The sequence below is a fragment of the Streptomyces sp. NPDC025618 genome (assembly GCF_055558795.1).
Genome location: NZ_JBVHLW010000032.1, coordinates 20014 through 34879 on the forward strand (window position 1 = coordinate 20014; position 14866 = coordinate 34879).

Annotated in this window: 11 protein-coding genes; 9 read left to right on the forward strand and 2 right to left on the reverse strand. The window is 74.1% G+C overall.

Annotated features, from left to right (window positions below; translation table 11 throughout):
• Window positions 1-88 precede the first annotated feature (88 nt).
• From ACZ4A5_RS23830 to ACZ4A5_RS23840, 3 genes are all read left to right on the forward strand, one after another.
• A complete protein-coding gene (locus tag ACZ4A5_RS23830) occupies window positions 89-2521 on the forward strand; it encodes a HelD family protein (protein ID WP_467587701.1) in 2433 nt (810 codons plus the stop codon).
• A gap of 563 nt (window positions 2522-3084) precedes the next feature.
• The gene (locus ACZ4A5_RS23835; protein ID WP_467587705.1) at window positions 3085-4518 is read left to right on the forward strand and encodes an NAD-dependent malic enzyme; all 1434 of its coding nucleotides are present in this window, start codon (window positions 3085-3087) and stop codon (window positions 4516-4518) included.
• Window positions 4519-4791: 273 nt separating this feature from the next.
• A complete protein-coding gene (locus ACZ4A5_RS23840; protein ID WP_071961969.1) occupies window positions 4792-5073 on the forward strand; it encodes an HU family DNA-binding protein in 282 nt (93 codons plus the stop codon).
• A gap of 215 nt (window positions 5074-5288) precedes the next feature.
• On the opposite strand, the gene murA is transcribed toward ACZ4A5_RS23840, so the two are convergent.
• Complete coding sequence (murA, locus tag ACZ4A5_RS23845) at window positions 5289-6629, reverse strand: UDP-N-acetylglucosamine 1-carboxyvinyltransferase (protein ID WP_398868303.1); 1341 nt, start codon at window positions 6627-6629, stop codon at window positions 5289-5291.
• 233 nt (window positions 6630-6862) lie between these two features.
• On the opposite strand from murA, the gene ACZ4A5_RS23850 reads away from it, so the two are divergent.
• On the forward strand, window positions 6863-7462 hold the full coding sequence (locus ACZ4A5_RS23850) for a YqgE/AlgH family protein (protein ID WP_467587710.1): 600 nt from the start codon (window positions 6863-6865) through the stop codon (window positions 7460-7462).
• On the opposite strand, the gene ACZ4A5_RS23855 is transcribed toward ACZ4A5_RS23850, so the two are convergent.
• A complete protein-coding gene (locus tag ACZ4A5_RS23855) occupies window positions 7455-8303 on the reverse strand; it encodes a LysR family transcriptional regulator (protein WP_467587712.1) in 849 nt (282 codons plus the stop codon). The genes ACZ4A5_RS23850 and ACZ4A5_RS23855 overlap by 8 nt on opposite strands.
• Window positions 8304-8414: 111 nt before the next feature.
• Between ACZ4A5_RS23855 and ACZ4A5_RS23860 the strand changes: the two genes are divergently transcribed.
• The 5 genes from ACZ4A5_RS23860 to ACZ4A5_RS23880 all read left to right on the forward strand — a co-directional run bounded on the left by ACZ4A5_RS23860 (window position 8415) and on the right by ACZ4A5_RS23880 (window position 14866).
• Window positions 8415-9638: an MFS transporter gene (locus ACZ4A5_RS23860; RefSeq protein WP_467587715.1), complete on the forward strand. Its 1224-nt coding sequence runs from the start codon at window positions 8415-8417 to the stop codon at window positions 9636-9638.
• Window positions 9625-9918 carry a DUF3039 domain-containing protein gene (locus tag ACZ4A5_RS23865; protein WP_116212048.1) on the forward strand — a complete coding sequence of 98 codons (294 nt, stop codon included), beginning with the start codon at window positions 9625-9627 and terminating at the stop codon, window positions 9916-9918. Before ACZ4A5_RS23860 ends, ACZ4A5_RS23865 begins: the two co-directional genes overlap by 14 nt.
• Before the next feature lie 135 nt (window positions 9919-10053).
• The gene (locus ACZ4A5_RS23870; RefSeq protein ID WP_467587719.1) at window positions 10054-11688 is read left to right on the forward strand and encodes a beta-N-acetylhexosaminidase; all 1635 of its coding nucleotides are present in this window, start codon (window positions 10054-10056) and stop codon (window positions 11686-11688) included.
• Window positions 11689-11984: 296 nt separating this feature from the next.
• Window positions 11985-12881, forward strand: coding sequence for an FAD binding domain-containing protein (locus ACZ4A5_RS23875; RefSeq protein WP_398868308.1), 897 nt, complete (start codon window positions 11985-11987; stop codon window positions 12879-12881).
• Window positions 12878-14866, forward strand: a complete 1989-nt coding sequence (locus ACZ4A5_RS23880) for a 2Fe-2S iron-sulfur cluster-binding protein (RefSeq protein ID WP_467587724.1) — start codon at window positions 12878-12880, stop codon at window positions 14864-14866. The genes ACZ4A5_RS23875 and ACZ4A5_RS23880 overlap by 4 nt, the downstream gene beginning before the upstream one ends.

Genomic DNA, 14866 nt, shown 5'->3' on the forward strand with positions numbered 1-14866 from the left:
GAAAACCACCATGTCATGACAGGTGCGCTCAGCACCTCTGTTCGCGTACGGTTGACGGCTGCCCTAGGCACAGCAGAAGGGGGCTTGGGTGGCCGCGCAGAACGCCACGCACGCGCAGGTGGCGACAGGACCGGCGACGGAACCCGACGGGGTCCGCGACCGCGAGATCGGTACCGAACAACAGCATCTGGACCGGGTGTACCGGCGCCTGGAGGAGAAGATCCACGAGGCCGAGTTCCTCATGGACGACGCCGCCAAGCGGGGCCAGGTCGGCACACCGGGGGCGCTCGCCGAGCGGGACGCCCAGGTGTTCCGCGCCGGAGTGCACCTCAACCGGCTCAACAGCGAGTTCGAGGACTTTCTCTTCGGCCGCATCGACCTCCTCCTCGGCAAGGACGGGAAAAAGGGGCCCGACGGCGCCTACACCTCCGTCGAGCCCGCGGACGACGCCGTGCGCGACGACCGGGCGGAGATCGCCGAGACGCTCCACATCGGCCGCATCGGCGTCCTCGACGCCGACTACTCCCCGCTCGTCATCGACTGGCGGGCGCCCGCCGCCGCGCCGTTCTACCGCGCGACGCCGGTCGCGCCCGGCCGTGTCGTACGCCGCCGGGTCATCCGCTCCAAGGGCCGCAAGGTCCTCGGCGTCGAGGACGACCTGCTGCGCCCCGAGCTGACGGCCACCCTGGACGGCGCCGCGCTGCCCGTCGTCGGCGACGGCGCCCTGATGGCCGCGCTCGGCCAGGCCCGCAGCCACACGATGCGCGACATCGTCGCCTCCATCCAGGCCGAGCAGGACATGGTCATCCGCGCGCCCGCCGCCTCGGTCACCGAGGTCGAGGGCGGGCCCGGCACCGGCAAGACCGCCGTCGCCCTGCACCGCGCCGCGTACCTCCTCTACCAGGACCGCAGGCGCTACGCGGGCGGCATCCTCGTCGTCTCGCCGACGCCGCTGCTCGTCGCCTACACCGAGGGCGTGCTGCCCTCGCTCGGCGAGGAGGGCCAGGTCGCGATCCGCGCCGTGGGCTCCCTGGTCGACGGCGCCGAGGCCGATACGTACGACGAGCCCGCCGTCGCCCGGATCAAGGGCTCCTCCCGCATGCTCAGGGTGCTGCGCAAGGCGGTGCGGGGCGCGCTGGAACCGGCATCCTCGCCACCCGCCGCGCGCCGCCGCGGCGCCCCGGCGGAGGAGGGCCAACTCTCCTTCGCCGAACCGGCGGAGAGCGCGGGCACCACCGGCGGCGCGACCTTGGCGGCCGCGCCCGACCGGCTGCGCGTCGTGGCCTTCGGCGCCCGGCTCGAGCTCGGACCCGACGAGCTCAAGCGCATCCGCAACACCGCGCTCGGCGGCACCGCGCCCATCAACCTGCTGCGCCCGCGCGCCCGCAGGCTCATCCTCGACCTCCTGTGGTCCAAGGCGGGCGGCCCCAAGCGCTACACCGACCCCGAACTCGCGGCGGAGGCCCGGCAGGCGTTCGACGAGGACGTCTCCACCGAGGACGACTTCCTCGGCTTCCTCGCCGCCTGGTGGCCCGAGCTCACCCCGCGCGGGGTGCTCGCCGCGATGGCGGACGAGCGGCGGCTGTCCCGCTGGGCGCGCCGTGAGCTCAACCCGCGCGAGGTCCGCCTGCTGGCCCGCTCGCTCAAGCGGCTCGACGACCGGGGGCGGGGCCCGCTCTCGGTCCACGACGTGGCCCTGCTGGACGAGTTGGAGACGCTGCTCGGCGTGCCCGCCCGCCCGAAGAAGCCGCGCGAGTTCGACCCGCTCGACCAGCTCACCGGGCTGGAGGAGCTCATGCCGACGCGCTCCGAGAGCCGCCGTGAGCGCGCCGAGCGGCTGGCGGAGGAGCGCCGCGACTACGCCCATGTGATCGTCGACGAGGCCCAGGACCTCACGCCCATGCAGTGGCGGATGGTGGGCCGCAGGGGCCGCACCGCGACCTGGACGGTCGTCGGCGACCCCGCGCAGTCCTCCTGGTCCGACCCGGACGAGGCCGCGGCCGCCAGGGACGAGGCGCTCGGTACCCGCCCGCGCCGCCGCTTCGAGCTCACCGTCAACTACCGCAACCCCGCCGAGATCGCCGAACTGGCCGCCAGGGTCCTGGCCCTGGCCATGCCCGGCATGCGCTCCCCGGCGGCCGTGCGGTCGACGGGCGTCGTGCCCCGCTTCGCCGTCGCGGACGGCGACCTGCCCGCGGCCGTACGCGCCGAGGTCCGCCACCTCCTCGACGACGTGGACGGCACGGTCGGCGTCGTCGTCCCGATGGCCCGCCGCGCGGAGGCCCGCGACTGGCTGGCCGGCCACGGCGACCGCGTCGTCGTCCTGGGCAGCCTGGAGGCGAAGGGCCTGGAGTACGACGCGACGGTCGTCGTCACCCCCGCCGAGATCGCGGACGAGTCCCCGGCGGGCCTGCGTGTGCTGTACGTGGCCCTGACCCGGGCGACGCAGCGCCTGACGGTCCTGTCGGGGGAGCGCGACGACCCGGACGCGGAGGGAGTGCCGGACCTGCTGCGGGATTGAGGGGCGGGGCGCGGCGGTCCGACGGTGTCCTCAAGGCGCCGGACGGGCCGCTCGTCCCCCCGGCCGCATCCGGTGTGCGGCTTCGCCGCGTGGCGGGGATGCGGGGCGCGGCCGCAGGCCGAAGGCGGAGCGCCGATGTCCGGTGGGGGCCCGGGGAGTTCGCGGCCGGAGGCCGGCCGTGGAGGCCGGGACGCGGGGGGTTCCGGGGGAGTCCGGGCGGAGGCGGCGGCAGAGCCCGGCGTTCGCCCGTGACTTCCGGGGAGCATTTGTTAGCCTGGAACACGGCACCGGCTCGATCCAAGCCCCCGGGCCCAACCTTAGTCGCTTCGAGCGACCACTTGCCGCGAGGCGAGCATGGCGGGTCGGTGCCGCCAGAGCGTTCACGACGGGCGCCCCTCAGCACGAGGGGCGCCCGTCCGCGTTCGGTGCGCCTCTCGTATGTTGGAAGCGCGATTCCGCGATCCGGGGCCGGTTACCGCGTACCGACCAGTAGGTGGGACGATCGATGCCCGCGCCCCGCGGCGCGTACCAAGCGAAAACAGGGAAAGCAGAGGAAAGCGGCCATGGCAACGGCGCCAAGCGTCTCGTACTCGATGACGGTCCGGCTGGAGGTCCCCGCGAGCGGGACCGCGGTCAGCCAGCTCACCACGGCCGTGGAGTCCTCCGGCGGCTCGGTGACCGGCCTGGACGTCACCGCCTCGGGCCACGAGAAGCTGCGGATCGACGTCACCGTCGCCGCGACCTCCACCGCCCACGCCGACGAGATCGTCGGAAAACTCCGCGGCATCGAGGGCGTCAGCGTCGGCAAGGTCTCCGACCGCACCTTCCTCATGCACCTCGGCGGCAAGATCGAGATGGCGTCCAAACACCCCATCCGCAACCGCGACGACCTCTCCATGATCTACACCCCCGGCGTCGCCCGCGTCTGCATGGCCATCGCCGAGAACCCCGACGACGCCCGCCGCCTGACCATCAAACGCAACTCCGTCGCCGTGGTCACCGACGGCTCCGCCGTCCTGGGCCTGGGCAACATCGGCCCCAAGGCCGCCCTGCCCGTCATGGAGGGCAAGGCCGCCCTCTTCAAGCGCTTCGCCGGCATCGACGCCTGGCCCCTGTGCCTGGACACCCAGGACACCGACGCCATCGTCGAGATCGTCAAGGCCATCGCCCCCGGCTTCGCCGGCATCAACCTCGAGGACATCTCCGCACCCCGCTGCTTCGAGATCGAAGCCCGCCTGCGCGAAGCCCTCGACATCCCCGTCTTCCACGACGACCAGCACGGCACCGCCATCGTCGTCCTCGCCGCCCTCACCAACGCCCTGCGCGTGGTGGAGAAGAACATCGGCGACGTCCGCGTCGTGATGTCCGGCGCCGGCGCGGCCGGCACCGCCATCCTCAAGCTGCTGACCGCCGCCGGCGTCAAGCACGCCGTGGTCGCCGACATCCACGGCGTCGTCCACGCCGGCCGCCACGACCTCGTCGCCGCCGGCCCGGAATCCGCCCTGCGCTGGATCGCCGACAACACCAACCCCGAAGGCATCACCGGCACCCTCAAGGAAGCCGTCGCCGGCGCCGACGTCTTCATCGGCGTCTCCGCCCCCAACGTCCTGACCGGCGAAGACGTCGCCGCCATGGCCGACGGCGCGATCGTCTTCGCCCTGGCCAACCCCGACCCCGAGGTCGACCCGGCCATCGCCCGCCAGAGCGCCGCCGTCGTCGCCACCGGCCGCTCCGACTTCCCCAACCAGATCAACAACGTCCTGGTCTTCCCCGGAGTCTTCCGCGGCCTCCTCGACGCCCAGTCCCGCACCGTCAACACCGAGATGATGCTCGCCGCCGCCGGCGCCCTCGCCGACGTCGTCGCCGAAGACGAACTCAACGCCAACTACATCATCCCCAGCGTCTTCAACGACAAGGTCGCCGGAGCCGTCGCCGGGGCCGTCCGGGAGGCCGCCAAGGCCGCCGGCGTGGCTGTGACGGGCACCACGACCGCCTGATGACGGCGCGTCGCGGGCCTTCGGGCCCGCGACCTGCCCATAAGGTGTCGGGCAGAAATCAGGCCGCAGAAATGCGGCTGTATCCGAGGCTGTGCCGCTTTCCGTGTGACTCTCCAGGGTGCCGGATTGGCTTTCCCGCCACTGGTGGGGGCAGGATGCGTAACCGGGCGCGAGGGTCTGGCAACAGACCCGGGTCCGGGGACTGTCCGAGGGCCCTGGCAGCATCGGCTTCGATCTCACGCCTCATTGGCAAGAAGAACACGGGAGTACAACATGAACCGCAGTGAGCTGGTGGCCGCGCTGGCCGACCGCGCCGAGGTGACCCGCAAGGACGCCGACGCCGTCCTGGCCGCGCTCGCCGAGACCGTCGGTGAGATCGTCGCCAAGGGCGACGAGAAGGTCACCATCCCCGGCTTCCTGACCTTCGAGCGCACCCACCGTGCCGCTCGCACGGCTCGCAACCCGCAGACGGGTGAGCCGATCCAGATCGCTGCCGGTTACAGCGTGAAGGTCTCCGCGGGCTCCAAGCTCAAGGAAGCCGCCAAGGGCAAGTAAGACCCCAGCGCGAAGGGCGGCCACCCCCTGGGGGGTGGCCGCCCTTTTGGCGTCTGGGCGCCCGTGCGGGCCGTACGGGCCGCCGGAGCACCCCGGACATGGAAAAGCGCCTGTACGGGCCTTGAATGGCCCATACAGACGCTTACGGCCCGTCAGGGCGGACCGCCTCCTTCACGCCTGTCGGCGCGTCAGGCTGCCGCGAGGCCGGGAGGCCGTCAGGCTTCCGCGCCGCCCGGGAGCTCGACGTTCGCGCCCAGCTCCTTCAGCTTCTCCATGAAGTTCTCGTAGCCGCGGTTGATCAGGTCGATGCCGTGGACGCGGGACGTGCCCTGGGCGGCCAGGGCCGCGATCAGGTACGAGAAGCCGCCGCGGAGGTCGGGGATGACCAGGTCGGCGCCCTGCAGCTTCGTGGGGCCGGAGACGACCGCCGAGTGCAGGAAGTTGCGCTGGCCGAAGCGGCACGCGGAGCCGCCGAGGCACTCGCGGTAGAGCTGGATGTGCGCGCCCATCTGGTTGAGCGCGGACGTGAAGCCCAGCCGGGACTCGTAGACCGTCTCGTGCACGATCGACAGCCCGGACGCCTGGGTCAGCGCCACGACCAGCGGCTGCTGCCAGTCCGTCTGGAAGCCGGGGTGCACGTCGGTCTCCAGCGCGATCGCGTTGAGCGAGCCGCCCGGGTGCCAGAAGCGGATGCCCTCGTCGTCGACCTCGAAGGCGCCACCGACCTTGCGGTAGGTGTTGAGGAAGGTCATCATCGACCGCTGCTGCGCGCCGCGGACGTAGATGTTGCCCTCGGTGGCCAGCGCCGCGGACGCCCAGGAGGCCGCCTCCAGGCGGTCCGGCAGGGCGCGGTGGTTGTAGCCGCCGAGCGAGTCCACACCGGTGATCCGGATGGTCCGGTCGGTGTCCATGGAGATGATCGCGCCCATCTTCTGCAGTACGCAGATGAGGTCCTCGATCTCCGGCTCCACGGCCGCGTTGGACAGCTCGGTGACGCCCTCCGCCAGGACGGCGGTCAGCAGCACCTGCTCGGTCGAGCCGACCGAGGGGTAGGGCAGGCGGATCTTGCAGCCGCGCAGCCGCTGCGGGGCCTCCAGGTACTGGCCGCCCTCGCGCTTCTCGATGGTCGCGCCGAACTGGCGGAGCACCTCGAAGTGGAAGTCGATCGGCCGGCCGCCGATGTCGCAGCCGCCCAGGCCCGGGATGAACGCGTGGCCCAGCCGGTGCAGCAGCGGGCCGCAGAAGAGGATCGGGATGCGCGAGGAGCCGGCGTGCGCGTCGATGTCGGCGACGTTGGCGCTCTCCACGTGGGAGGGGTCCATGATCAGTTCGCCGGGCTCGTCGCCGGGGCGGACCGTCACACCGTGCAGCTGGAGCAGGCCGCGGACCACGCGCACGTCGCGGATGTCGGGGACATTGCGCAGCCGGCTGGGTCCGCTGCCGAGCAGCGCGGCGACCATGGCCTTCGGCACGAGGTTCTTCGCGCCGCGGACACGGATCTCGCCCTCGAGAGGGGTGCCGCCGTGGACAAGCAGTACATCGTCAGGGCCGGTCATGGATCTCGCGTTCCTGGAGTTGGGCAGGGGGCAAGAAGAAAGGGTAATGCGACCGGGGGGCCCTCCTGTATGCGTAAGGGGGCTCAGGGCATGTCATGGATTGGCAACAACACGCTGCGTTAATGGAATGGTCGCTACCGGTTACGTCGCCGGGCGGCCGCGAAGCAGCCGCTTTCGCACCGGAGTCGGGCGTCCGGCCCCCGCCCCGGCCCGAAATGCGGGATCATGTGCCCATGTCCGAGGTGTCCTCGCTCACAGGACGACTGCTTGTCGCGACACCGGCGCTCGCTGACCCGAATTTCGACCGCGCGGTGGTGCTGCTGCTCGACCACGACGAGGAGGGGTCCCTCGGTGTGATCCTCAACCGCCCGACGCCCGTCGGCGTCGGCGACATCCTGGAGTCCTGGGCGGCGCTCGCCGGGGAGCCGGGCGTCGTCTTCCAGGGCGGGCCGGTCTCGCTGGACTCCGCGCTGGGCGTGGGCGTGGTGCCGGGGGAGGGCCACGGCGGCGCCCGCGGCGACGCGGCACCGGCCGGTGACGGCCCGCTCGGCTGGCGGCGGGTGCACGGCGCGATCGGCCTGGTCGACCTGGAGGCACCGCCGGAGCTCCTCGCGGCGGCCCTGGGCTCGCTGCGGATCTTCGCGGGGTACGCGGGCTGGGGCCCCGGCCAGCTGGAGGACGAGCTGGTCGAGGGCGCGTGGTACGTGGTGGAGTCCGAGCCCGGCGACGTCTCCTCGCCCGACCCCGCCCACCTCTGGCGGGCCGTCCTCCGCCGCCAGCGCAACGAACTGGCCATGGTCGCCACCTACCCCGACGACCCCAGCCTCAACTGACCGGCCGCACGAGCCCCACCAGCCGCTCCGCGAGCGGATGCGCGCCCCGCGCCGGCACCGCGAGGCGCACGGGCACGGGCGGCGCGTCCTTCAGCCGTACGAAGCGCACGCCCGGGTGTGTGTAGCGGTCGGCGGCGGAGCGCGGGGCCACCCCGACGCCGTGGTCGGCCGCCACGGACTCCACCCACTCGTCGAAGTTCCCCGCCGTGCACGCCACCTGCGGACGGTCGCTTTCCGGCCACAGCTCCGGGCGGGTGGTGCCGCTCACCGTGTTGACCACCAGCGGCAGCCCGGCCAGCTCCGCCCAGCCCAGGATGCGGCGGCGTGCCAGCGGGGACGTCCGGGCGACCGCCGCGACGCGCTCCTCGTGGAAGAGCACCCTGCTGCGTACGCCCTCCGGCTCCTCGCCCCGCAGCACCGCCACGTCCGTCTCCCCGGTGTCGAGCCCGGCCAGGGCCGCGTCCCGGCGCACGAGCCGTACGCCCGCGCCGGTGGCCGCGCGGAAGCGCTCCACCAGGCGGGCGCACTCCTCGGGGAGCAGCCAGGTGAAACCGAGCCGCAGCACGGTCCCCTCGGCGGGTGCCCGCAGCGCGTCGTCCAGGCGCGGCAGCAGCCCGGCCAGCTCCTCGTGCAGCCGCCGGCCCGCCTCCGTGGGCTCGACGCGGCGCGTGGTGCGGTCCAGCAGCCGCGCGCCGAGCGCCTCCTCCAGCGCCTGGACCGCGCGGGTCAGCGCGGGCTGCCCGATCCCCAGCCGCGCGGCCGCGTAGGTGAAGCTCCGCTCCTCGGCGACGGCGGCGAAAAAGCGCAGCTGACGGAGCTCGACACCCGTGAGATCGCTCATGCGTACGAAGCATAAATGGGCCCCTGGAAGCATTTCCGCGCGCTGTCGCCCGCTGCCTAGCCTCGCGCCATCGAGCCGCTGGAACTGGTGGAAGAGGAACGGGAGACAAGCGTGCGCAAGGTCCTGCTGCTGGCCCTGGGGTCGTTCACCCTGGGGCTGGACGCCTATGTCATGGCCGGGCTACTGCCCGCCATCGCCGACGACACGGGCACGACCATGGCCCTCGCCGGGCAGCTCGTGACCGTCTTCACCCTCGCCTACGCGGTCTCCGCGCCGCTCTTCGCGACCCTGCTCTCCGGCCGCTGGCCGCGCGCCGCGCTGATCGTCTCGCTCGCGGTCTTCACCGCCGCGAACGCCGCGACCGCGCTCGCCCCCACCTTCGCGCTGCTGCTGGCGGCCCGCGTCGTCGCCGGGGCGGGCGCGGGTCTCTACTCCGCGCTGTCCACGGCCGCCGCCTCCACGCTCGTGCCGCCGGAGCGTCGCGGGCGGGCCCTCGCGGTCGTCATGGGCGGGATGAGCACGGGCACCGTGCTGGGCGTGCCGCTCGGGGTGCTGCTCGCCGAGCACACCGGGTGGCGGGCCACGCTCTGGCTGGTCACCGCCCTGGGCGCGGTCGCGCTCACCGGTCTCGCCGCCCTGCTGCCGCCGCTGCCCGCGGCGCCCGCGGCCGCCGCCGTACGCGACCGGCTGGCCGCCCTCGCCGACCGCTCGGTCGCACCCGTGGTCGCGGTCTCCTTCCTCGCCGCCGTCGCCAGCCTCGGGCTGTACACCTATCTCGCGCCGGTGCTGGAGGTGGCGGGCGGTGTCCACGGCGTGACCCCTTACCTGTGGGCCTGGGGCGTCGGCGGGGTGCTGGGCAGCCTCGCGGCCGGGCCGCTGGTGGACCGCGGTGGCCGGATCCGGACGCTGGTCGGGGTGGTCCTGGCCGCCGTCGTCGCGGCCACGGCGCTGCTGCCCGCCCTCGCGCCCCACCCGCTCGCCGCCGGACTCGCCCTGGTGCTCTGGGGCGCGGGCGGCTGGGCGCTTCAGGTCCCGCAGCAGCACCGGCTGCTCGCGCTGAGCCCCGGCCGGGGCCCGGTCGTGCTGGCCCTGAACAACTCCGCGCTCTATCTCGGCAGCGCCGTCGGATCCGCGCTCGGCGGCCTCGCCCTCTCCTCCGGGATCCATGCCTCCGCGCTGCCGTGGGCCGCCGCCGGGATCGTCGGCGCGGGGCTGCTGCTGCACACCGTGACGGCCGTACGGGCGGGTCGCGCGACCTGCCGGGCGACTGACCTGCCCGGGGCGGACCCGAAGGAGTCGGCCCCCAGTACCCTTGGGATCCATGAGCACTCTTGAGCCCGAGCGCGGGGCAGGGACCGGCACCCTCGTAGAGCCGACGCCGCAGGTGTCGCACGGCGACGGCGACCACGAGCGCTACGCCCATTACGTCCAGAAGGACAAGATCATGGAGAGCGCGCTCTCCGGATCGCCGGTCGTCGCCCTCTGCGGCAAGGTCTGGGTCCCCGGGCGTGACCCGAAGAAGTACCCGGTCTGTCCGATGTGCAAGGAGATCTTCGAAGGCATGGGTGCCGGAGGAGACAAGGACAAGGGCGGCAAGGGCGGCGACAAGAAGTAGCCACCACCCCGACTTCCCCCGGCCCCCGGACGCGCGTCCGGGGGCCGTCCTGTTTTCAGGGCCCGGCCCCCGCATCCGATGGAGTCGTGCCTGGGGGGCTGCGCGAAGGGGCGGGGCCGGGAAAGGATCGCCTGCATGAGCGACTACGAGACGGACCTGATCCCGGCCCCGCGACGTATCAGCGCGACCGGCACCCCCCGCACCCTCGACGAGCACACCGAACTCGACGCGCGCCCCGGCACCGACCGGGTCGCGCGCTGGCTGCGCGCCACCGTCGGCCAGGCCACGGGCCTGCCCCTGCCGCCCGGCACGGGCCCCGGCCGCGTCCGGCTGGAGATCCGCCCCGGCCTCGCCGGGGAGGAGGGGCCCGAGGCATACCGCCTCACCGTCGGCACGCACGGCGTCACCGTCGAGGGCGCGAGCGAAGCGGGCGTCTTCTGGGGCGCGCAGACCCTCCGTCAGCTGCTCGGCCCGGACGCCTTCCGGCGGGCGCCCGGCACGGACCGGCCGGCCTGGGAGCTGCCCGGCGTCGTCGTCGAGGACGCCCCGCGCTTCGGGTGGCGCGGCATGCTGCTCGACGTCGCGCGGCACTTCATGCCGAAGGACGGTGTGCTGCGCTACATCGACCTGCTGGCCGCCCACAAACTCAACGTCCTCCACCTGCACCTGACGGACGACCAGGGCTGGCGGCTGGAGATCGAGGCGTTCCCCCGGCTCACCGAGGTGGGGGCCTGGCGCGCCCGCACCAAGCTCGGCCACCGCGACTCACCCCTGTGGGACGAGCGGCCGCACGGTGGCTACTACACGCAGGCGGATATCCGCGAGATCGTCGCGTACGCCGCCGAACGCCACGTCACCGTCGTGCCGGAGATAGACATCCCGGGGCACTCGCAGGCCGCCATCGCCGCATACCCCGAGCTGGGCAACACCGACGTCATCGACACCGCCTCCCTTCCGGTCTGGGACACCTGGGGTGTCAATCCCAACGTACTCGCCCCCACTGACAACACCCTCGCCTTCTACGAGCGGGTGCTCACCGAGGTCCTCGCGCTCTTCCCCTCGGCATACGTCCACCTCGGCGGCGACGAGTGCCCCAAGGACCAGTGGCGGGCCTCGCCCACCGCCCAGGCGCGCATCGCGGCGGAGGGGCTCGCGGACGAGGACGGGCTCCAGAGCTGGTTCATCCGCCACTTCGACCGCTGGCTCGCCGAGCGCGGCAGGCGGCTCGTCGGCTGGGACGAGATCCTGGAGGGCGGCCTCGCGCCGGGCGCCACCGTCTCGTCCTGGCGCGGCTACGCGGGCGGCATCGCCGCGGCGCGCGCCGGACACGACGTCATCATGTGCCCGGAGCAACAGGTCTACCTCGACCACCGGCAGGCCGGCGGTACCGAGGAGCCCGTACCGATCGGGTACGTCCGCACCCTGGAGGACGTCTACCGCTTCGAACCCGTACCCCCGGAGCTCACCGGCGCCGAGGCCGCGCGGGTCATCGGCGCGCAGGCCAATATGTGGACCGAGGTGACGGAGACCCAGCAGCGCGTCGACTACCAGGTGTTCCCCCGGCTTGCGGCCTTCGCCGAGACCGCGTGGTCGCACCTGCCCGCACCCGCCGACCGCGACCACGCGGGCTTCGAACGCCGGATGACCGGCCACTACGCCCGCCTCGACGCCCTCGGCGTCGACTACCGCCCGCCCGCCGGTCCCCGCCCCTGGCAGCGCCGTCCCGGCGTCCTCGGACGCCCGATCGAGGGCGCGCCCCCGATCGTGTGAGCCACGGCCAAGCTCCCCGCCCCCACGGCGGGTCCCTGGCACGGTGGTCCTTCCACACACGCCGTAAGCCGTACAAGGGCCCCCTAACGATGGCAATCCGCACACAGCGGCGACAGAACGGAATTCCGGACCATTCGCCGTCCCGGATACGGACCGGCGGTTCGCGGACCCTCGCGACGACGAACGCGGAAGATGTGCCAGAGTTGCCACGTCCGGGCCGACAGCACGTACCGTACGGCGGGATCAGGCGGTATCAGGCGGGAAGAGTCGGGACCACCGGGGAAGGGGCAGCTGGGTTGACCACGCACGCACCGCAGGCGGCGCACACCGTGACGTTGCCGGGCTCGCTCGACGAGGCCGTGGCGGCGCTGACCGCCATGCCCGCCGCCGTGCCCGTCGCGGGCGGTACCGATCTGATGGCGGCCGTCAACTCCGGGCTGCTGCGGCCCGCCGGGCTCGTCGGCCTGGGCCGCATCAGCGAGATCCGCGGCTGGCAGTACCAGGACGGCCACGCCCTCCTCGGCGCCGGCCTCACCCACGCCCGGATGGGGCGGCCCGACTTCGCCGCCCTCATCCCGGCGCTCGCGACCGCCGCCCGCGCCGCCGGGCCGCCCCAGATCCGCAACGCCGGGACCCTCGGCGGCAACATCGCCTCGGCCGCGCCGACCGGCGACGCGCTGCCCGTGCTCGCCGCGCTGGAGGCCAACCTGGTCATCGCGGGCCCCGGCGGCGCCCGGCGGGAGATCCCGATAGGGCATCTGCTGACCGGCTTCGACATGCTCCGGCCGGGCGAGCTCATCGGCTACGTCCGCGTGCCGCTGCTGCACGCCCCGCAGACGTTCCTCAAGGCCACCGGCCGCACCGGTCCGGGCCGCGCCGTCGCGTCCGTGGCCGTCGTCCTCGACCCCGCCCGGCGCAACGTGCGGTGCGCCGTCGGCGCCGTCGCGCCCATGCCGCTGCGCCCGTTGGACGCCGAGCGCTGGGTCGCCTCGCTCATCGACTGGGACGGCGAGCGCACGCTCGCGCCCGAAGCCTGCGCCGCCTTCGGCGACTACGTGGCCGCGGCCTGCATCCCCGACCCCGCGCCCGGCCCCGACGGCGGCGAGCCGGGGACCCTGCCGCCCGCCGCGCTGCACCTGCGTCGTACGGTGGCGACTCTGGCCCGCCGAGCTCTGGGGAGGGCACTCGCGTGAGTGACGAACAGCAGCGACACGCTCAAGTCGGCCCGCCCGGCTGGCAGCCGATCCCACGGGGCGCGGAGTACGACGCGGACGGCACCGCCTTCCTGCAGCTCCCGCCCGAACTCCTCGCCCACCCGGGCGCGGCGCTGTCCGGCAGCGGCGGCTGGGACCCCCTGGCCGCCACCGGCGCCGGCGGCTACACCCCGCCGACGGGCGAGTCCTGGCAGCAGCCGCACGCGCCCGTCCAGGCGCAGCCGCAGTGGACGGAGCAGTGGAACGCCCAGGCGTCCTACGAGCCCCCGCGCCCCGATGCCCCGGCCGACGGCGGCACCCATGGCGGCACCCACGGCGGCGCCGACCCGCACGCCACGGCCGAGTGGGCGATGCCGTTCGCCGAGCCGTCGCACGCTCCGGAAGCGCGGAGCGCTCCCCCCGCCGACCATGCCGCCCAGGGCCACTGGACGGTCCCGGCCGCAGGGGACGACCCGGTCGACGAGTCGGGCGAGTTCGTCCTGCACGGCCGCCCCGGCGGGCAGTCCGCGCAGCACGTGGACCCGCACGACCCGGCGGCCGCGTACGCCGTGCAGCAGCCGCCCGCCGCTCCCGGTGCCCACGACGCCGGGGCCGCGCCGGACGCGTACGCGATGGCGGACGGCACCCCCGCGCACCCCGCCGCCGAGCCGGGCGACGGCCTGCCCGGCCGTCCGGACGCGCAGGGCGCAGAGCAGCAGCCCGCGGCCCCGCTCGGCGCTGACATCCACACCGATCCGCGCCCCGCCGGGGACGGTCCCTCGGGCGCCTCCGGCACGTACGTCCTGAGCGACGGCACGGGCCCGCAGGGTGTCGGCCCGGGCGGTCACCCCGGCCCGCACGCCCCCGAGCAGTGGACGCCGCACGGCGGAAGCGCGCACGCCTGGCAGCAGCCCGCCGCGGCCGCGCCGGACGGTGCTGCCGCTGCGGGCGGTCCGAGCGGCCAGTGGTCGATTCCGGTTGTGCCCGACGAGCCTGCCGACGAGTCGGGGGAGTACGCCCTCAGCAGCCTTTCCGGAGGGGTGCCCGGCCCGTCCGAGGCCCCGGACCCGGCGCCCGCGACGGATTCCGTTTCGCCCTCCGGCAGTTCCTCGCAGGACGCCACCGGGGTCACCGATACGGGCGATCATCAGACCGCGGCGTGGACGCCCCCCGCGGAACACGCGGAACCGACGGCCGCCGCACAGCCGGCGCGGCCCGAGCAGCCCGCGCCGTCGGCACAGTCCGCGCCGTCGGCACAGTCCGCACAGGAGGAAGCGGCCCCGGACGAAAGCCCGGCCGGAGCTCCGGCGGAGCCCGCGGCCGACAGCGCGCCGCCCGCGGACCAGCTCCCCGAGCCCGCGCACCCGGCGGACCCGCACACCCCGCCCCCGGCGGACCCGCACACCGAGCACCCCTGCGCCTCGTACGTCCTGCGGGTCAACGGCACCGACCGCCCCGTCACCGACGCCTGGATCGGGGAGTCGCTGCTCTACGTCCTGCGGGAGCGCCTCGGCCTCGCCGGGGCCAAGGACGGCTGCTCGCAGGGCGAGTGCGGCGCCTGTTCCGTCCAGGTCGACGGGCGGCTCGTCGCCTCCTGCCTCGTCCCCGCCGCGACCGCCGCGGGCGCCGAGGTGCGTACGGTCGAGGGCCTCGCCGTCGACGGCCGGTCCTCCGACGTCCAGCGGGCGCTCGCCGAGTGCGGTGCCGTGCAGTGCGGCTTCTGCGTACCCGGCATGGCCATGACCATGCACGACCTGCTCGAAGGCAACCACGCCCCGAGCGAGCTGGAGACCCGCCAGGCCATCTGCGGCAACCTCTGCCGCTGCTCCGGCTACCGAGGCGTGCTCGACGCGGTGCGCCAGGTCATCGACGAGCGCGCGGCGACGGCCGCCGCACAGGAAGAAGCGCAGCCGGAGACGGAACAGGCACGCATCCCGCACCAGGCGGGCCCGCACGGCGGCGGCACCGGAAAGGCATCGGCATGA